This window comes from Arthrobacter sp. B2I5, from assembly GCF_030816735.1.
Taxonomy (GTDB): Bacteria; Actinomycetota; Actinomycetes; order Actinomycetales; family Micrococcaceae; genus Arthrobacter.
The window spans coordinates 2,754,644-2,774,182 of sequence record NZ_JAUSYF010000001.1 but is presented as its reverse complement, the minus strand read 5'-3'; the positions used below and the strand labels follow the sequence as shown (position 1 = coordinate 2,774,182).

12 protein-coding genes and 3 rRNA genes are annotated in these 19,539 nt (G+C 63.6%); 13 read left to right on the top strand and 2 right to left on the bottom strand.

The annotated features are described in order from the left end of the window. Window positions 1-4 precede the first annotated feature (4 nt). The 3 genes from argH (at window position 5) to QFZ60_RS12995 (ending at window position 2,880) form a co-directional block, all read left to right on the top strand. Entirely contained in the window at window positions 5-1,432 is a 1,428-nt protein-coding gene (argH, locus tag QFZ60_RS13005; RefSeq protein WP_307090892.1) for an argininosuccinate lyase, read from the top strand. Between the two features lie 123 nt (window positions 1,433-1,555). Continuing rightward, window positions 1,556-2,104 carry a pyridoxal 5'-phosphate synthase gene (locus QFZ60_RS13000; protein WP_307090889.1) on the top strand — a complete coding sequence of 183 codons (549 nt, stop codon included), beginning with the start codon at window positions 1,556-1,558 and terminating at the stop codon, window positions 2,102-2,104. Window positions 2,105-2,142: 38 nt separating this feature from the next. Beyond that, a complete protein-coding gene (locus QFZ60_RS12995) occupies window positions 2,143-2,880 on the top strand; it encodes a maleylpyruvate isomerase family mycothiol-dependent enzyme (protein WP_307090888.1) in 738 nt (245 codons plus the stop codon). Between the two features lie 94 nt (window positions 2,881-2,974). On the opposite strand, the gene QFZ60_RS12990 is transcribed toward QFZ60_RS12995, so the two are convergent. Further along, entirely contained in the window at window positions 2,975-3,469 is a 495-nt protein-coding gene (locus tag QFZ60_RS12990; protein WP_307090886.1) for a methylated-DNA--[protein]-cysteine S-methyltransferase, read from the bottom strand. Beyond that, window positions 3,466-4,959 (bottom strand): AlkA N-terminal domain-containing protein, encoded by a 1,494-nt coding sequence (locus QFZ60_RS12985; protein WP_307090884.1) that lies wholly within the window; start codon window positions 4,957-4,959, stop codon window positions 3,466-3,468. Before QFZ60_RS12985 ends, QFZ60_RS12990 begins: the two co-directional genes overlap by 4 nt. A gap of 127 nt (window positions 4,960-5,086) precedes the next feature. Here QFZ60_RS12985 and QFZ60_RS12980 point away from each other — a divergent pair, with 127 nt between their 5' ends. The 10 genes from QFZ60_RS12980 to QFZ60_RS12935 all read left to right on the top strand — a co-directional run bounded on the left by QFZ60_RS12980 (window position 5,087) and on the right by QFZ60_RS12935 (window position 19,533). Further along, window positions 5,087-5,776: a DNA-3-methyladenine glycosylase gene (locus QFZ60_RS12980; protein ID WP_307090882.1), complete on the top strand. Its 690-nt coding sequence runs from the start codon at window positions 5,087-5,089 to the stop codon at window positions 5,774-5,776. A gap of 51 nt (window positions 5,777-5,827) precedes the next feature. Further along, window positions 5,828-8,056, top strand: a complete 2,229-nt coding sequence (locus QFZ60_RS12975) for an AAA family ATPase (RefSeq protein WP_307090880.1) — start codon at window positions 5,828-5,830, stop codon at window positions 8,054-8,056. Between the two features lie 34 nt (window positions 8,057-8,090). Further along, the gene (tyrS, locus tag QFZ60_RS12970) at window positions 8,091-9,404 is read left to right on the top strand and encodes a tyrosine--tRNA ligase (protein ID WP_142121186.1); all 1,314 of its coding nucleotides are present in this window, start codon (window positions 8,091-8,093) and stop codon (window positions 9,402-9,404) included. A 494-nt stretch (window positions 9,405-9,898) separates the two neighbouring features. Further along, window positions 9,899-11,421: ribosomal RNA gene (locus QFZ60_RS12965) — 16S ribosomal RNA — on the top strand. A 507-nt stretch (window positions 11,422-11,928) separates the two neighbouring features. Then, window positions 11,929-15,057: ribosomal RNA gene (locus QFZ60_RS12960) — 23S ribosomal RNA — on the top strand. Window positions 15,058-15,226: 169 nt separating this feature from the next. Next, window positions 15,227-15,343, top strand: a 5S ribosomal RNA gene (gene rrf, locus QFZ60_RS12955). Together the 16S, 23S and 5S rRNA genes form the textbook arrangement of a ribosomal RNA operon. Before the next feature lie 516 nt (window positions 15,344-15,859). Then, on the top strand, window positions 15,860-17,476 hold the full coding sequence (locus tag QFZ60_RS12950; RefSeq protein WP_307090877.1) for a hypothetical protein: 1,617 nt from the start codon (window positions 15,860-15,862) through the stop codon (window positions 17,474-17,476). 6 nt (window positions 17,477-17,482) lie between these two features. Beyond that, a complete protein-coding gene (locus QFZ60_RS12945) occupies window positions 17,483-18,472 on the top strand; it encodes an HAD-IIA family hydrolase (protein WP_307090876.1) in 990 nt (329 codons plus the stop codon). 9 nt (window positions 18,473-18,481) lie between these two features. Continuing rightward, window positions 18,482-18,718: a hypothetical protein gene (locus tag QFZ60_RS12940; RefSeq protein ID WP_307090874.1), complete on the top strand. Its 237-nt coding sequence runs from the start codon at window positions 18,482-18,484 to the stop codon at window positions 18,716-18,718. Further along, window positions 18,718-19,533, top strand: a complete 816-nt coding sequence (locus QFZ60_RS12935; RefSeq protein ID WP_307090872.1) for a TlyA family RNA methyltransferase — start codon at window positions 18,718-18,720, stop codon at window positions 19,531-19,533. The genes QFZ60_RS12940 and QFZ60_RS12935 overlap by 1 nt, the downstream gene beginning before the upstream one ends. The last annotated feature ends 6 nt before the right edge of the window (window positions 19,534-19,539 follow it).

Below are 19,539 nucleotides of genomic sequence, written 5' to 3'. Positions count from 1 at the left end.
CCCTGTGGCTGAGCCCAAGACCGAAGCTACCAACGCGGGAGCCTTGTGGGGCGGCCGGTTCGCCGGCGGCCCCGCGGACGCCCTCGCGGCACTGAGCAAGTCCACGCACTTTGACTGGCGCCTGGCGCGCTACGACATTGCCGGTTCCAAGGCGCACGCCCGCGTGCTGCACAAGGCCGGGCTGCTGGACGACGCCGAGCTGGAAGGCATGCTCGCAGCGCTGGGCCGGCTGGACGAGGACGTGGCGTCCGGCGCCTACCTGCCCGCCGAGTCCGATGAGGACGTGCATGGGTCGCTGGAACGCGGGCTGATCGAACGGGCAGGTGCCCAGCTGGGCGGCAAGCTCCGTGCCGGCCGGTCCCGCAACGACCAGGTGGCCACGCTGGGCCGCATGTTCCTGCGCGACCATGCAAAGATCATCGCGCGCGGCGTCCTGGCTACGGTGGACGCGCTCGTGGAGCAGGCCAAAGCCCATCAGGGTGTTGCCATGCCGGGCCGCACCCACCTCCAGCATGCCCAGCCGGTCCTGCTCAGCCACCACCTGCTGGCCCACGCCTGGGCGCTGCTGCGCGACGTGCAGCGGCTTCAGGACTGGGACAAGCGGGCAGGCGTGTCGCCCTATGGCTCAGGTGCGCTGGCCGGTTCTTCGCTGGGCCTGGACCCGGAAGCTGTAGCCGCTGACCTTGGCTTCTTCTCCGCAACCCACAACTCGATCGACGGCACCGCGTCCCGCGACGTCTTCGCCGAGTTCGCGTGGGTCTGCTCGATGATCGGCGTGGACCTGTCCCGCATCTCGGAGGAAGTCATCTTCTGGGCCACCAAGGAGTTCTCCTTCGTCACGCTGCATGACTCTTACTCCACGGGGTCCTCGATCATGCCGCAGAAGAAGAACCCGGACGTGGCGGAGCTGGCCCGCGGCAAGGCGGGGCGCCTGATCGGCAACCTGACCGGGCTGCTGGCCACGCTCAAGGGCCTGCCGCTGGCGTACAACCGCGACCTGCAGGAGGACAAGGAGCCGGTGTTCGACGCCGCCGACACCCTGGAGCTGCTGCTCCCGGCCGTGTCCGGCATGATCGCCACGCTGACGTTCAACACCGAGCGGATGGAGTCACTGGCGCCGCAGGGCTTCGCGCTGGCCACCGACATCGCGGAATGGCTGGTCCGCCAGGGTGTTCCGTTCCGCGAGGCGCACGAGCTTTCCGGCGCGGCCGTCAAGCAGGCGGAATCCCGCGGCGTGGAGCTGTGGGACCTTACCGACGAAGAGTATGCGGCCATTTCGGCGCACCTCACCCCTGAGGTCCGATCCGTGCTGTCCACGGAGGGTTCGCTCAACAGCCGGAACTCGCAGGGCGGCACGGCGCCGGCCGCCGTCGAACGCCAGCTCACTGCGCTGGAAGGCGAGCTCGCGGGCGTGCGCGAGTACGCCAAGTAACACCTGGGCGGGATGCTCAACGCCCGCACCCTCCGCGAGATGGCACTTTGCAGCAATGTTTTCCGCAAACACTGCCGTGAAGTGTCATCTCGCGGCTTTTAAAGTGGCCGCTAGGCTGGCTCCATGAGCGAAACCTTCCGCAAGTTCCTTCGCACGCTTCCCGACTTTCCGTCAGACCTGCCCGGATTCGATCCCGGCAACGGACCGCAGGACCCGGCGCTGCTGTTCAAGCAGTGGCTGGACGAGGCACTGGACGCGGGGGAGCAGCAGCCGCACGCGTTCAGCCTGGCCACGGTAGCCGCAGCGCCCGGGGGCGGGCAGCAGCCGTCCTCGCGGATGCTGATCCTGAAGAACATTGACGACGACGGCTGGCACTTTGCCACGTCCCGCACCTCGCGCAAGGGCCGGGAACTGGCCGCCGAACCACGTGCTGCCATGAACTTCTACTGGCCGGCCCTTGGCCGCCAGGTCCGGGTGGTCGGCACCGTGGCCGAACTCTCCGCGGCGGCGTCCGCAGTGGACTGGCACGAGCGGCCACGGGCCGATGGCAGCGACAATTCGCGCTGGCAGCTTTACGCCGTTCAGCCCACCGAGATCGAGTTCTGGCAGGCCAGCAATGACGGCAACCATGTCCGGCACCGTGTGGGGCCTGACGGAACCCTGCTGGATTAAGTACCTGGGCCGCCTGGTTGCTCGGCTAGGCTGGCCGCATGACCTCTCCTTCCCCTGCCGTGCTGCTGGCTGAACTGCACAAGGCCGCCGACGCGCTGACCGCCGCCATGGACCGCATTCCAGACGGCGGTGAAAGCGCTCCGTCCACCCTTCCCGGCTGGAGCCGCGGCCACCTCCTGGCCCACATCACCGGCATTTGCGAAGCTTTGGCCCGGCAGGTGGAGTACGGCCGCCGCGGCGAAACGGTGGAGCTTTACGACGGCGGCGTGGAAGGACGCAACCGCGCCATCGACCTCGCGGCGGGACACAGCGTCGAGCAGCACCGCGATGACGTCGATGCAGCGCTGCAGCGCGTACTGGCTGCTTTCGATGCGCTGGGCGAGGATGAGTGGCAGACGCACATCGTGTTCCGTGACGGAGTGATCTTCGACGCCGGGCTGGCGCTCTGGCGCGAGTTGGTCATTCATACCGCGGACCTGGATACCGGCACGGGACCCGAAACCTGGAACCGGGAATTCTGCTCCCACCTTTTCGACTTCCTGGCGGCCCGCGTCCCGGCCGAAACCCGGCTGGTCCTGCAGCCGGTGGCACTTCCGCCGCTGGCCCTCGGTGCCGGCGGCAGCACCGTCGTCGTCAGTGGCATGGTCACGGACATTGCTGCATGGCTTGCGGGGCGGAAGCCATCGCTGGACAGCCTCCGGGCCACTGCCGCCGGGGACGGCACCGACCTGCCCGTCCTGCTGCCCTGGCCCTCGGCGATGCCCGACCCCAAGTAACACCTCCTTGCTCCATCACGTGTGGTCCCTAAACCGGGGTTTTAGGGACCACAAGTGATACAGCAAGGCAGGGGGCTGGGGGAGTTGCCAGGCGTCAGGCGGCCTCGCGGGACAGCAGGCTCTCCTTGATGCGCAGGCCCCAGCGGAAACCGCCCAGTGAGCCGTCCGTCCGGATCACGCGGTGGCACGGCACAAACAACGCCGCCGCATTAAAGGCACACGCGCTGGCCGCGGCCCGCACCGCACGCGGATTGCCCGCAAGGGCCGCATACTCCGTGTACGTGACCGGTGAGCCGGGTTTGACCAGGCGCAGCACCTCCCACGCATGGGCACGGAACGGGCCGGACTGCTGCAGGACCGGGACTGCCATGGCCGGGGCGAGGTCGCCGTCGTAGAAGGCCTCGACGGCGGATGAGATCCCGCCGAGGTCCGTTACCTCCTCCACGCCGTCGGGCCGTAGTGCGGGATGGACCTGTCCGGTCAGTTCGGCAAGGCCCGCCGTCCACCCCGAAGCAAGGACCACGCCATCCCGGGCAAGGATGGTGAATGGTCCGTCCGGTGTGGACAGCTGCAACAGTTGAGCTTTCATGGCATCCCTTTCGCGGGAACGGTTGTTGTCAGTGCGGGCCGTGCCGCGGCGCGCCACAGGTGCATGGTGGCGTAGGAGCGCCACGGGCTGGTCTCCCGGAAGTCAGTGCTGAGGGTGCTCTCCCCATTATCGAGGGCGCGGATTCCGTTCCGCACGGCGGCGTCATTGGCAGGGAAGATGTCCGGGGCACCCAGGACCCGCATGGCCACGTACCCTGCGGTCCATGGTCCCACCCCCGGCAAAGGCAGCAGTTTGGCGCCCAGGCTTGCGGGGTCGTCCCCATAACCGAACTCCAGTTCTCCGGCGGCCATGGCTGATACTGCCTGGAGCAGCGATTCGGTCCGCCTCCTGGGGCCGCTCAGCAGATGTCCGGCTGCGGCTATTTGGGCCGGGGTGGGGAAAAGCCTGTCCAGGCCGTCGCCGGCGGTACTGCTGGGACTGCCGGCCGCGGACAGCTGGGTCAGTGCGGTCCGAGCCGCAGCCACTGTAATCTGCTGGCCCACCATGGCCCGGACCAGCAGCTCCTGCGGGTCCAGCGCCCCCGGCAGCCGCATTCCGGGAGCGGAGGCGACCGTGGCAGCAAGCCGCGGATCGGCTGCGAGGGCGGCGTCAATGGCTTCCGGGTCCGCGTCCAGGTCGAACAGCCGCCGCACCCGGCTCAGCAGTGCCGGAAGGTCGCGAAGGTCCACCGCGCCCACGGTGAGGGTGAGCTGCCCTTCCCGCGTGCCGCCGTCGTACGCCACCCGGAAGCGCGCGTCGCCGTGGGGGAGCCGAAGGGTCCGTGAGTAGGAGGTGGACGTGCCCTCTTCAATCCCTGGGAGGGCGCGGACGGCCAGGAACGAGAAGATGCCCGGATCGAACGGCGGACGGTAGGGCAGGCCCAGGGTCAGGGCCGTCGTGCCGCCGCCGGTGACCGGGTGCCGGACCGTCCTGACCGGAGCCGAATTGCGCAGGGCCGTGGGGGTCATGTCGAACACTTCGGCGATGGTTTCGTTGAACTGCCTCACGCTGCTGAACCCGGCGGCGAAGGCGATATCGGCCAGCTTCATGGAGGTGGACACCAACAGCGTCCGCGCGGTTTGGGCTCTTGCAGCCCGGGCCAGCGACAGGGGACCGGCGCCGAGCTCCTGTCCCAGGATCCGGTTGAGCTGGCGGGGCGAATAGCCCAGGCGGGAGGCCAGACCGGCAACCCCGTCCCGGTTGATCACGCCGTCGTTGATCAGCCGCATCGCCCGGCCCGCAACGTCCTGACGCACGTTCCACGCCGGTGTACCCGGCACCGCCTCCGGGAGGCAGCGCTTACAGGCGCGGTAGCCTGCCTCGTGTGCTGCGGCGGACGTCTCGTAGAACGTCACGTTTGACGCCTTGGGCGTCCGGGCCGGGCACGAGGGACGGCAGTAAATCCCCGTGGTGCGGACGGCCGTATAGAACTGGCCGTCGAACCGGGGGTCGCGGGCATCGATTGCCCGGTAGCGCTGCCAGAAGTCCATTCCTTCATCCTGCCAGCCTGCCACGGCAGGTACTAGCGGAAATCGGACATGGCCGTGGACGCCCGGAATCCGGTGCCCGGCCGCATTCCCGGGAGCTGAAGGCGCCCCATCTGGGTAAGGTCAAGCAATGAACGAAAGTACTTCGGACGCCGGGCAGCTTCGGAGCTTCCTGTCCGGGGATGCCCGCGAGCTTGCTCCGCAACTGCTGGGTGCCGTCCTGACGCACCAGTCCAGGGAAGGCGCCGTGTCCATCCGGCTCACCGAGGTTGAGGCGTACCTTGGGCCCGAGGATTCCCTGCACCCGGACCCCGGCTCCCATACCTACCGCGGTCCCACCCCGCGCAACGCCCCGATGTTCGGTCCGGCCGGCCACCTTTATGTGTACTTCACCTACGGCATGCACCACTGCACCAACATCGTTTGCGGCCCTGCCGGCGTCGCGTCCGCCCTGCTGCTGCGCGCGGGCGAGGTGGTGGACGGCCTGGAACTGGCGCAACGGCGCCGTCCGACGTCAAAAAGTCCCGCCGACCTGGCCAGCGGTCCGGCCCGCCTCGCCAAAGCGCTGGGATTGACGACGGCGGACAGCGGCCGGGACGCGCTGGCTCCGCCTTTTGGCCTGGAGCTTCCCTCCGGCACCAGTGGTCCCGTCAGCTCCGGTCCGCGGGTGGGCGTGGCCGGGGCCGGGGGGTCGGAGGAATACGCCTGGCGGTTCTGGCTCACCAGGGACCCCACCGTCTCCAAATACAAGGCGGCCAAGCCCCGGATCAGGAAGCAGCAGGAAGGCCTGTCACCGGCTGCAACGTTTCACAAGCGTTAACGGAAATGGTTGTAGAATGGACGGTCTGTCTTTCGCGATAGGGGAACGTTAATGCACGACGCCGAATTGGCCCACGAACGGGAGTATGTAGCCGGCCTGTATGCCCGGCTGGAGGAACTCCGGGAGGAAAAGCGCCGCCAGCTTGCGCAGGTCCGGCGCGCCGGAGCCGTGGGCACCATGCAGAACGTTTCCGAACGTGATGCGTTCGCCGCACTGTATGAGGACCGCCTGGCGCAGCTGGATGCGGTGGATGACCGGCTGGTCTTCGGCCGCCTGGACCTGGACTCCGGCGAGGCGCAGTACATTGGCCGCATCGGACTGACCACCGAGGACCTGCAGCGGCTGATGGTGGACTGGCGGGCACCCGAGGCGGGCCACTTCTACCAGGCCACGGCCTTCGACCGGCAGGGTGTGCGCCGCCGCCGGCACCTGATCCTGCAGGGACGCGAAGTCAAAGCCATCGAGGACGACGTCCTGGACGCCGGAATGCTCACGGACGACGAATCGCTGCAGGGCGAAGGCGCCCTGCTCGCTGCCCTGAACTCCAAGCGGACCGGCCGCATGTCGGACATCGTCAGCACCATTCAGTCGGAACAGGACCGGATCATCCGGTCCTCCATCTCCGGCGCCGTCGTCGTCCAGGGCGGCCCGGGCACCGGCAAGACCGCCGTGGCCCTGCACCGTGCCGCCTACCTGTTGTACACCCACCGTGACCGTCTCAAGAGTGCAGGTGTGCTGCTGGTGGGGCCGTCGTCGTCGTTCATGAAATACATCGAACGGGTGCTGCCCTCGCTCGGCGAGACCGGTGTTGTCATGGCGAGTGTGGGCCGCCTGATGCCCGGCATCAATGCCGTTCCCGAAACCGACGCGGACGTGGCCGCCATCAAGGGCCGCCTGGACATGGCTGCCATCGTGGCCAACGCGGTGTCCAACCGCATGCGCGTCCCGGCGCAGAACCGGATCCTCGAAGTGGACGGCCGCAAGCTCACGCTGACGCCCCGGCAGGTCCGGCGGGCCCGGGAACGCGCCCGTGCCACCGGAAAGCCTTACAACGAGGCACGGGTGACGTTCGTGAAGATCCTGCTGCGGGAACTGACTGAACAGATGACGGAGCTCGTCGAAGCCGGCAACCTCGGCAACAACGCGGACCGCTCATACCTTGCCGAGGACGTCCGGACCGCCCGGGACGTGCGGATTGCGCTGAACCTGTGCTGGATGCCCATGACACCGGAGAAGCTGATCTCCGATCTGTTCAGCAAGCCGCAAATCCTTGAATTCTGCACCCCCAACCTGACCCCCGCCGAGCGGGCGCTGCTGCAGCGTCCCGCAGACGCCCCCTGGACCGAATCCGATGTGCCGCTGTTGGACGAGGCCGCCGAACTGCTCGGCGAGCTGGACCCGGCTGCCGGGCGCGGACTGGCCCAGCAGGAGCATGACCGGGCCCGTGACCTGGCCAACGCCAAGCAGACCCTGGTCAACATGGAAGCCGCCGGCGTGGACCCTTTGATGTCCGCGGAGGAACTGGCCGAGCAGAACCGGGAGCAGGAAGCCCGGCAGACGGCCGCAGAACGCGCCACGAGCGACCGCACCTGGGCCTTCGGGCACATCGTGGTGGATGAAGCGCAGGAACTCTCGCCCATGCAGTGGCGGCTGCTGGTCCGGCGCTGCCCACTGAAGTCCTTCACCATTGTGGGCGACATTGCCCAGACCAGTTCCGTGGCAGGCGCCAACTCCTGGCAGGGGGCACTGGCCCCCATGTTCGGCGACCGCTGGCAGCTGGAGGAGCTCACCGTCAACTACCGCACGCCTTCCCAGATTGCCGAAGCAGCCGTCAGGATGGCCAACGCCGCGGGCCTGGTGGTGTCCGCGCCCAAGGCGGTACGCGAGGGGCGCTGGGCGCCCATCATTGACGAAGTCGGGCAGGGCGCAGTGGTCAGCAAGCTGGTGGAGGTCCTCCCGGAGGAAATCAAGGCGCTCGACGGCGGCCTGCTCGCCGTCATTGCCGACGGTGACCTCCTGCCCGAGGCCACGGCAGCCCTGCGCGCCATGTATGGGCGCAGGATCGGCACCGGCGCCGGCAGCTACGAACAGGACATCGTGGTGATCAGCCCGCGCGAGGCAAAGGGCCTGGAGTTCGACGGCGTCGTGGTCCTGGAACCCTCCGTCATGCTCAACCACGAGCACGGCAAGGTGGGGGACCTGTACGTGGCCATGACCCGTGCCACGCAGCGCCTGCGGTTGATTGCCTCACAACCCGTGCCTGCCGGGATCGCGGGCTGACCCGCTGTTGGGCGTTACTGCTAACTTAGGAAGCGTGCCAGAACTGAACAACCTCGAACCGCAGCGCAACGACCCCACCTTCGCCAACATTTGGCAGGAACTGAAGTGGCGTGGGCTGGTCCATGTCTCCACCGACGAAGCAGAGCTCGAAAAGCTCCTCGCCAATGGGCCGGTTACCTACTATTGCGGTTTCGATCCCACCGCGCCAAGCCTGCACCTGGGCAACCTTGTCCAGCTGCTGGTCATGCGGCGTCTTCAGCTGGCGGGGCACAAGCCGCTTGGCCTGGTGGGTGGCTCCACGGGCATGATCGGCGATCCCCGTCCGACGGCGGAGCGTACCTTGAACACCAAGGACACGGTGGCCGAGTGGGTTGGCTACCTGCAGGCCCAGGTCAGCCGCTTCCTCAGCTTTGAGGGTGACAACGCTGCCAGGATCGTGAACAACCTGGACTGGACGGCCCCGCTGAGTGCCATCGACTTCCTGCGTGAGGTGGGCAAGCACTTCCGGGTGGGCACCATGCTGCGCAAGGACGCCGTGGCGTCCCGCCTGAACTCCGATGAGGGCATCAGCTACACGGAGTTCAGCTACCAGATCCTGCAGGGCATGGACTACCTGCAGCTCTACCGCGACTACGGCTGCGTGCTGCAGACCGGCGGCTCGGACCAGTGGGGCAATCTCACCAGCGGTACCGAGCTGATCCGCAAGGTGGAGGGCAAGAGTGTCCACGCCCTGGGAACTCCCTTGATCACCAACTCCGACGGAACCAAGTTCGGCAAGAGCGAGGGCAACGCCATCTGGCTGGACGCCGGCATGTGCAGCCCCTACGCCTTTTACCAGTTCTGGCTCAACACGTCGGACGCAGACGTGGTGGACCGGCTCAAGGTCTTCACGTTCCTGACGCGGGCCGAAATTGAAGAGATCGCGGTTTCCGTGGCCGAGCGTCCCTTTGCCAGGGAAGGCCAGCGGAAGCTTGCTTTCGAAGTGACCTCCCTGGTGCACGGAGTGGACGCAACGGAAAAGGTCATAGCCGCTTCCGCCGCTCTTTTCGGGAACGGCGACCTGGCAGCCCTGGACAAGGCAACCCTGCAGGCGGCTACCTCCGAGCTTCCTTCCACCACAGTGCAGGTGGATGCGATGGGAATTATCGACCTGCTGGTGGCGTCCGGTCTTTCGGAAAGCAAGTCTGCCGCCCGCCGGACAGTGGGCGAGGGGGGTGCCTACGTGAACAACGAGAAGGTCTCCGATCCAGAAGCCGTGATCTCCGAGTCCGAACTTCTGCACGGCCAGTACCTGCTCCTGCGCCGGGGCAAGAAGAACCTGGCCACCGTCGAGGTGCTGGTTCCTTAGCACCTTCGGGTCCTGCATGCACGCCCTTCCGCAGCCGATTTGCACGGTCGCTGGAGGGCGTGTATTGTTTTCTGAGTCGCCGCCGCTGAGTGGCGACAAACCCCCAACTTCTGAGAAGCAATTCTTACCGCGCAGGGCGTGGAACTGAAGAAATTGCTTCTCATTTTGCTGGGCGGATTCATTCCATCGAGTGAATTCCGGGAAAATAACCGGATTTGCAAAAGTGAATATGAATGAAATAAGATTGAAACATCGCAGCGAAGAAATACGGAATAAACAATTCAGCGAATTGCTTCCGGGAATATTCGAATGTGTCTGTTGTTTGAGAACTCAATAGTGTGCCAAGTTTGTTGATACCGATTTTTTTATAAATTGGTTGAATTTGCCGAGCCGTGCCGCCCCTGTGGTGTGGTTTGGTGTTTTTAGCTGGTTTCAAATTTTGTGCAGCCGTTTCCGCCGTTATTTCCGGTGGTTGTGGTTGTGTCTGTTTTACTTCAACGGAGAGTTTGATCCTGGCTCAGGATGAACGCTGGCGGCGTGCTTAACACATGCAAGTCGAACGATGAAGGGAGCTTGCTCCTGGATTAGTGGCGAACGGGTGAGTAACACGTGAGTAACCTGCCCTTGACTCTGGGATAAGCCTGGGAAACTGGGTCTAATACCGGATATGACCGACTATCGCATGGTGGTTGGTGGAAAGCTTTTGTGGTTTTGGATGGACTCGCGGCCTATCAGCTTGTTGGTGGGGTAATGGCCTACCAAGGCGACGACGGGTAGCCGGCCTGAGAGGGTGACCGGCCACACTGGGACTGAGACACGGCCCAGACTCCTACGGGAGGCAGCAGTGGGGAATATTGCACAATGGGCGCAAGCCTGATGCAGCGACGCCGCGTGAGGGATGACGGCCTTCGGGTTGTAAACCTCTTTCAGTAGGGAAGAAGCGTAAGTGACGGTACCTGCAGAAGAAGCGCCGGCTAACTACGTGCCAGCAGCCGCGGTAATACGTAGGGCGCAAGCGTTATCCGGAATTATTGGGCGTAAAGAGCTCGTAGGCGGTTTGTCGCGTCTGCCGTGAAAGTCCGGGGCTCAACTCCGGATCTGCGGTGGGTACGGGCAGACTAGAGTGATGTAGGGGAGACTGGAATTCCTGGTGTAGCGGTGAAATGCGCAGATATCAGGAGGAACACCGATGGCGAAGGCAGGTCTCTGGGCATTAACTGACGCTGAGGAGCGAAAGCATGGGGAGCGAACAGGATTAGATACCCTGGTAGTCCATGCCGTAAACGTTGGGCACTAGGTGTGGGGGACATTCCACGTTTTCCGCGCCGTAGCTAACGCATTAAGTGCCCCGCCTGGGGAGTACGGCCGCAAGGCTAAAACTCAAAGGAATTGACGGGGGCCCGCACAAGCGGCGGAGCATGCGGATTAATTCGATGCAACGCGAAGAACCTTACCAAGGCTTGACATGAACCGGACCGGGCTGGAAACAGTCCTTCCCCTTTGGGGCTGGTTTACAGGTGGTGCATGGTTGTCGTCAGCTCGTGTCGTGAGATGTTGGGTTAAGTCCCGCAACGAGCGCAACCCTCGTTCTATGTTGCCAGCACGTGATGGTGGGGACTCATAGGAGACTGCCGGGGTCAACTCGGAGGAAGGTGGGGACGACGTCAAATCATCATGCCCCTTATGTCTTGGGCTTCACGCATGCTACAATGGCCGGTACAAAGGGTTGCGATACTGTGAGGTGGAGCTAATCCCAAAAAGCCGGTCTCAGTTCGGATTGGGGTCTGCAACTCGACCCCATGAAGTCGGAGTCGCTAGTAATCGCAGATCAGCAACGCTGCGGTGAATACGTTCCCGGGCCTTGTACACACCGCCCGTCAAGTCACGAAAGTTGGTAACACCCGAAGCCGGTGGCCTAACCCCTTGTGGGAGGGAGCTGTCGAAGGTGGGACTGGCGATTGGGACTAAGTCGTAACAAGGTAGCCGTACCGGAAGGTGCGGCTGGATCACCTCCTTTCTAAGGAGCACCTACAAATCAGTCATGGCCGCGTATGTGGTGGTGGGGGTTTGTCAGGAAGCAAAGCCCGTTGCGCAGACGCAAGTTCTGCGGCGGGTGCTCATGGGTGGAATATCAGCAAATAGCGGCCGCGTTGTTTCCTTCTTGTCCTAGTACGAGCCAGTGATGGTTCTGGAACGGTGGGTGGGGTGCGGGGTGGTTTAGTGTTTGGCACACTGTTGGGTCCTGAGGCAACAGGGCCACGGGGTTTCCCGTGGGTTTGTTTGTTTCTGGTTTCCCTGCCATGACGCCTTCACGCATGCTGGCTCCCTTTTGGGGGTTGTGTGTGGGGTGTGTGGTGTGGGGTTGTTGTTTGAGAACTACATAGTGGACGCGAGCATCTTGTATAAGAAGCAATTTCCAAGATAATGAACCTGGATCTGGCTGCGTTGTTGATGCCTCCTTTGTGGGGTGTTGGGAGCGTGGTTGGTTTTCATGGTTCTCTCGAAATTAGTTTTTGATCTTTGTGGTCAAGTTTTTAAGAGCACACGGTGGATGCCTTGGCATTAGGAGCCGAAGAAGGACGTAGGAATCTGCGATAAGCCTGGGGGAGTCGATAACCGGACTGTGATCCCAGGGTGTCCGAATGGGGAAACCCCGCTGAGCGCGCGAGTGACTTGGTGACCCGTACCTGAACACATAGGGTGCGTGGGGGGAACGCGGGGAAGTGAAACATCTCAGTACCCGCAGGAAGAGAAAACAATAGTGATTCCGTTAGTAGTGGCGAGCGAACGCGGATCAGGCTAAACCGTTCCATGTGTGATAGCCGGCGGGCGTTGCATGGTCGGGGTTGTGGGACTTTCCATACCAGTTCTGCCGGGCTGGTGGGGTGTGATGTGCGCGCATAGGTGAACGGTTTTGAAAGGCCGGCCAGAGAGGGTGTTAGTCCCGTAACCGTAATGTGTTTGTACCGCCTGTGAGAGTATCCCAAGTAGTACGGGGCCCGAGAAATCCCGTGCGAATCTGTCAGGACCACCTGATAAGCCTAAATACTCCCTAATGACCGATAGCGGACCAGTACCGTGAGGGAAAGGTGAAAAGTACCCCGGGAGGGGAGTGAAACAGTACCTGAAACCGTGTGCTTACAATCCGTCGGAGCCAGTCTGATTCTGGTGACGGCGTGCCTTTTGAAGAATGAGCCTGCGAGTTAGTGTTACGTCGCGAGGTTAACCCGTGTGGGGCAGCCGTAGCGAAAGCGAGTCTGAATAGGGCGTTGCAGTGGCGTGATCTAGACCCGAAGCGAAGTGATCTACCCATGGCCAGGTTGAAGCGACGGTAAGACGTCGTGGAGGACCGAACCCACTTCAGTTGAAAATGGAGGGGATGAGCTGTGGGTAGGGGTGAAAGGCCAATCAAACTTCGTGATAGCTGGTTCTCCCCGAAATGCATTTAGGTGCAGCGTTGCGTGTTTCTTGCTGGAGGTAGAGCTACTGGATGGCTAATGGGCCCTACAAGGTTACTGACGTCAGCCAAACTCCGAATGCCGGTAAGTGAGAGCGCAGCAGTGAGACTGTGGGGGATAAGCTTCATAGTCGAGAGGGAAACAGCCCAGACCACCAACTAAGGCCCCTAAGCGTGTGCTAAGTGGGAAAGGATGTGGAGTTGCCCAGACAACCAGGAGGTTGGCTTAGAAGCAGCCACCCTTAAAAGAGTGCGTAATAGCTCACTGGTCAAGTGATTCCGCGCCGACAATGTAGCGGGGCTCAAGTACACCGCCGAAGTTGTGGCATTCACATTTTAGCTAAGCCCTTGTGGTTCAGGCGTGTGGATGGGTAGGGGAGCGTCGTGTGGGCGGTGAAGTCGCGGTGTAAACCAGCGGTGGAGCCTACACGAGTGAGAATGCAGGCATGAGTAGCGAAAGACGGGTGAGAAACCCGTCCGCCGAATGATCAAGGGTTCCAGGGTCAAGCTAATCTGCCCTGGGTAAGTCGGGACCTAAGGCGAGGCCGACAGGCGTAGTCGATGGACAACGGGTTGATATTCCCGTACCGGCGAAAAACCGCCCATGCTGAGCGGGGGATACTAACTGCCCGATACCTGCCCGATCACCCTTGTGGTGTGAGGGTTTTGGTGGAGCGCAGGACCTGATCCCGGGAGGCAAGCGTATTAACAGGTGTGACGCAGGAAGGTAGCCGAGCCGGGCGATGGTTGTCCCGGTCTAAGGATGTAGGGCGAGTGGTAGGCAAATCCGCCACTCACATAGCCTGAGATCTGATGGGACCCCCGTTTGGGGGGATTTGGTGATCCTATGCTGCCGAGAAAAGCATCGACGCGAGGTTTTAGCCGCCCGTACCCCAAACCGACACAGGTGATCAGGTAGAGAATACCAAGGCGATCGAGAGAATTATGGTTAAGGAACTCGGCAAAATGCCCCCGTAACTTCGGGAGAAGGGGGGCCCCAACCTTGAAGGAACCTTGCGTTCTGGAGGGGATCGGGGCCGCAGAGACCAGGGGGAAGCGACTGTTTACTAAAAACACAGGTCCGTGCGAAGTCGCAAGACGATGTATACGGACTGACTCCTGCCCGGTGCTGGAAGGTTAAGAGGACCGGTTAGCCGCAAGGCGAAGCTGAGAATTTAAGCCCCAGTAAACGGCGGTGGTAACTATAACCATCCTAAGGTAGCGAAATTCCTTGTCGGGTAAGTTCCGACCTGCACGAATGGAGTAACGACTTCCCCGCTGTCTCAACCATAAACTCGGCGAAATTGCAGTACGAGTAAAGATGCTCGTTACGCGCAGCAGGACGGAAAGACCCCGAGACCTTTACTATAGTTTGGTATTGGTGTTCGGAGTGGCTTGTGTAGGATAGGTGGGAGACGTTGAAGCCCGGACGCCAGTTCGGGTGGAGTCATCGTTGAAATACCACTCTGGTCACTTTGGACATCTAACTTCGGCCCGTAATCCGGGTCAGGGACAGTGCCTGATGGGTAGTTTAACTGGGGCGGTTGCCTCCTAAAAAGTAACGGAGGCGCCCAAAGGTTCCCTCAGCCTGGTTGGCAATCAGGTGTCGAGTGTAAGTGCACAAGGGAGCTTGACTGTGAGAGAGACATCTCGAGCAGGGACGAAAGTCGGGACTAGTGATCCGGCGGTACATTGTGGAATGGCCGTCGCTCAACGGATAAAAGGTACCTCGGGGATAACAGGCTGATCTTGCCCAAGAGTCCATATCGACGGCATGGTTTGGCACCTCGATGTCGGCTCGTCGCATCCTGGGGCTGGAGTAGGTCCCAAGGGTTGGGCTGTTCGCCCATTAAAGCGGTACGCGAGCTGGGTTTAGAACGTCGTGAGACAGTTCGGTCCCTATCCGCTGCGCGCGCAGGAAATTTGAGAAGGGCTGTCCTTAGTACGAGAGGACCGGGACGGACGAACCTCTGGTGTGTCAGTTGTACTGCCAAGTGCACCGCTGATTAGCTACGTTCGGATGGGATAACCGCTGAAAGCATCTAAGCGGGAAGCTCGCTTCAAGATGAGATTTCCATACACCCTCGGGTGTGAGAGGCCCCCAGCCAGACCACTGGGTTGATAGGCCGGATGTGGAAGCGAGGACTAACGACTCGTGAAGCTGACCGGTACTAATAGGCCAACAACTTACACCACACAGATATATACACATTCTGCTTGCGTCCACTATGTGGTTCCCAACCAACAACCCCCAACACCGGGGTCACGGCAGGAACCAAGTAAATTGAATAACAACACCACAATGTTGTAACCACACAAAGTTTTCCCACACCAGCCCCACGGGGTTGGTGACGGGTACAAGGGTTACGGCGGTCATAGCGTGGGGGAAACGCCCGGTCCCATTCCGAACCCGGAAGCTAAGACCCACAGCGCCGATGGTACTGCACCCGGGAGGGTGTGGGAGAGTAGGTCACCGCCGGACATAAATTGAGTAGGACCCTGACAAAGGAATGTCAGGGTCCTACTGCTTTAACCCCACATCCACCCAACAAACCCCCGCGCCGGAACCCAGGCAAACCCGCAGGAACTGATGAAGCGTTACAGGAAAAGCTGCCAAAAGTGAGCGGGCATCTCGGGGATACCCCCGGGGACTGGTGGGGCGTTTCAGGAAAACCTGTCAAAGGTGAGCGGGCGTTGCTGTGAAGATGGCCACGGTACCGCCACCAAGGCTCCCACTGTCCCGCGGGATTTTGTGGCTCCACTAGAATTGATGAAGATGTACGGACTTCGAAGCGCTTGATTTCGGGTTGCGTAGGAAACGAAACGAGCGGCTGCAGTTGCGCCAGTGGTCGGCTCACAACAGGAGGAATCCATATGGCCGAGCACAACGGGGGCAACCGCGGCAACGACCGTGGCGCGTTCCGCGGCAACAACAACTCCGGTGGGGATCCCCGCGGATTCCGGTCCCGGTCCGACCGCGACGGCAACAACTTCTCCCGTGGCGGTTCTGCCGGTGGCGGGGAGCGGAAGCCCTTCGGTGACCGTGACCGTAAGCCTTTTGGTGATCGTCCGCGCCGTGATGGCGAAGGTGAACGCCGCGGTTTTGGTGGCGGCGATCGTGACCGTGACCGTAAGCCGTTTGGTGATCGTCCGCGCCGTGATGGCGAAGGCGACCGCCGTGGCTTCGGTGGCGGTGACCGTGACCGTAAGCCGTTTGGTGACCGTCCGCGCCGTGATGGCGAGGGAGATCGTCGCGGTTTTGGTGGCGGAGCCGGTGGCGGCGAGCGGAAGCCCTTCGGTGACCGTGACCGCAAGCCGTATGGTGACCGCCCCCCGCCGTGACGGCGAAGGCGACCGTCGTGGCTTTGGCGGCGGTGACCGTGACCGTAAGCCGTTCGGTGATCGTCCGCGCCGTGACGGTGAAGGCGACCGCCGCGGTTTCGGCGGCGAGAACCGCAAGCCGTTCGGAGACCGGCAGGACCGGGCGCCGCGCAGCTTTGACCGCGGTGACGCACGTGGCGAATCCGGCCGTGGCGGATCCGGCCCCCGTGGCTTTGGCCGCGACCGCCAGGAGGAGCGCCCTGCCCGCGTGCCCAACGCCGCCGACCTTCGCAGCGCCAACCGTCCTGACCGGGAGCGCTCACCCGAGATCGATGAGGACGTCACCGGCAAGGAGCTGGACCGTGCCACACACCACCAGATCAAGACCCTCGAGCCCAAGAGCGCAGAGTGGGTGGCCCGCCACCTGGTGATGGCCGGCCGCCTGCTTGACGACGAGCCCGAGCTTGCCTTCCAGCACGCCCTCGCTGCCAGCCGCCGCGGCGGAAGGCTCGCTGCCGTCCGTGAAGCCGTTGGCCTGACTGCCTATGCTGCCGGCCACTACGGCGAGGCGCTCCGCGAGTTCCGCACCTTCCGCCGGATCAGCGGTTCCAACGTGCACCTGCCCGTGATGGCCGACTGCGAACGCGGCCTGGGGCGTCCCGACCGTGCCCTCGATGTTGCCCGTTCGGAGGAAGCCCAGGACCTTGACGCCCCCGGCAAGGTGGAACTGGCCATCGTGGCGGCCGGTGCCCGGACCGATCTGGGCCAGCTGGACGCTGCAGTGGCCGAACTCGAAATCCCTCAGCTGGACATCAACCGCGCCTTCTCCTACAGCCCCCGCCTCTTCCGCGCCTACGCCGATGCACTGGCGGCGGTAGGACGCCAGGAAGAAGCGGAGAAGTGGAGCCGCCAGGCCGTCGTGGCAGAAAACGCCCTGGGCCAGGGCGTGGACCAGGAACCCGAAATCATCGACCTCGGCTGGGACGAGGAAGAAGAGGCACGGGAAGAGGCTGAACGGCGCAGGCTGCTGGAGCGTGCCTCCACAGCTGCCGGGACAGAAGCCCCCGCCGGAGCCCCCGCAGCAGCTGAACCGGAAAACACCCGCGCCGCCGAAGCGGAGGCAGCCCAGGACAGCAACCTCGACGACCAGGACGCCGACTACTTCGTCTCCGACGATGCCGACTCGGACCAGGACTCCGTGGAACTCGACGAGCCCGGGACCGCAGCCGCGGAGGACACCGACATGGAGGACGCCGCTGACGCCCACCATGACGAAGAACGCCGGGAAGACTGAACAGTCATGAGTGATGTCTCGCTGGTTTCGCGCTTCGATGCGCTCCTCGCAGACCTGGACGGAGTGGTCTACGCCGGGCCCCACGCCATTCCCGGAGCCGTGGATTCACTGCGGCAGCTCTCCGGTTTGGGAATCGGCCTCGGCTACGTGACCAATAACGCCTCCCGCTCCCCGGGAGAGGTTGCAGCCCATCTCCGCGAGCTGGGTGCGCCTGCCGAGGACGACCAGGTGGTCAGCTCCTCCCAGGCAGCCGCCGAGCTGCTCGCCTCGCTGCTGGCACCAGGGTCAAGGATCCTCATCACGGGCAGCCCTGCGCTGGCCCGGGAAATCGAGCTCGTGGGCCTGGTGCCCGTGGGCAGCCAGGCGGAGGACCCAGTAGCGGTGGTCCAGGGGTTCAGCCCCGCCATTGGCTGGAAGGACCTGGCGGAAGCCACCTACGTGGTGTCCGCCGGAGCGTTGTGGGTGGCCACCAACACGGACATGTCCATTCCCCAGGCGCGGGGCATCGCTCCGGGTAACGGCACCCTGGTTGCCGCCGTCGCTGCTGCCACCGGCCAACAGCCCAGGGTCGCCGGAAAGCCCGAGGCGCCACTGTTCCACTCGGCCGCCAAGCGCCTCGGAGCGGAGCGTCCCCTGGTGGTGGGCGACCGGCTGGACACGGACATCCTGGGCGGCAACAATGCCGGCTTTGCCACCGTGGCTGTCCTGACCGGCGTCGACACGCGCGAAACCATCTTGGCCGCAAGGTCGGCGGAACGGCCCGACTACATCATCGAAAACCTGACGGACCTGCACCGCCCATACCCGGAGGTCACGCACGACGACGGCACATACACGTGCGGCCAGTCAACGGCGCGCGTGGCCAATGGAGCGGTGGGCATCATTGGCAGCAAGGATCACCTCGACTCGTGGCGTGCCGCATGCGCAGCCTGGTGGGCGGAGACGCCCGCCGCTGCAGCCCCCCAGGCGCCCAAGCTGGTGTGGCTGGATCACTAGACTGGTTCAATGACTGAGCTGACCGAACCGGACGACACCCCAGCCCGGCCGGCACCCGAATGGCCGCAGCCAGGCGGGCAGGACATCACCGATCCGGAGGTGGCGCAGGCCATCGCCAGGCTTTTCGACTTGCCCGGGCTACCTGTCGGGGACCACGAGACCGTCTACAACGGGCTTCATGATGAACTGCTGGCCGCCCTCAACAGCGATCCCGCAGAGCCCGGTCCCGCCGGGGGTGAAGCCTGATGCCGGTGCGCCTCGACCAGGCACTGGTGGCGCGCGGACTGGCGAGGTCCCGCACGCATGCCGCGTCGCTGATCAGCGAAGGCAAGGTCAGTTCCGGCGGCGAGGTCCTCAGCAAAGCCTCGCTTCAGGTGGACGACAGCCGGGATCTCGCCGTCGACCATGATGACCAGGACACCTACGCCAGCCGCGCCGGCCACAAGCTGGCCGGCGCCCTCGACGCCTTCCCCCACGTTTCGGTGGAAGGCAAAAGGTGCCTTGACGCCGGCGCCTCCACCGGGGGCTTCACCGACGTCCTCCTTCGGCGGGGCGCCGCACACGTGGTGGCGGTCGACGTCGGACACGGCCAGTTGGTGCCGCACCTCCGCAGCGACCCGCGCGTGGACGTCCACGAAGGCCTGAACGTCAGATACATGGCGCCGGCCGACATCGGCGGCCCGGCAGCACTGACGGTCGCGGACCTGTCGTTCATTTCCCTCACCCTGGTGGTCCAGCCGCTGGCGGACTGCACGGAGCCCGGTGGAGACCTGGTGCTGATGGTCAAGCCCCAGTTCGAAATCGGCAAGGACCGCCTGGGCCGGACCGGCGTGGTCACGTCGGAGCGCGAGCGGCGGATGGCCGTGGAGAAGGTGGCCAGGGCAGCGCTCGACGCCGGCCTGGACCTGTGCGGCCTGGCGGCCAGTCCACTGCCCGGGCAGGACGGAAACGTCGAATACTTCCTGTGGATAAAACGCAGGATCAGCAAAGACTTGCCTAAGATCGAAGAGCGAGAGGCAGCAGCCGCTGCGTTGCTCGGACAAATCTGGCCGAACCACTAGAGAGCG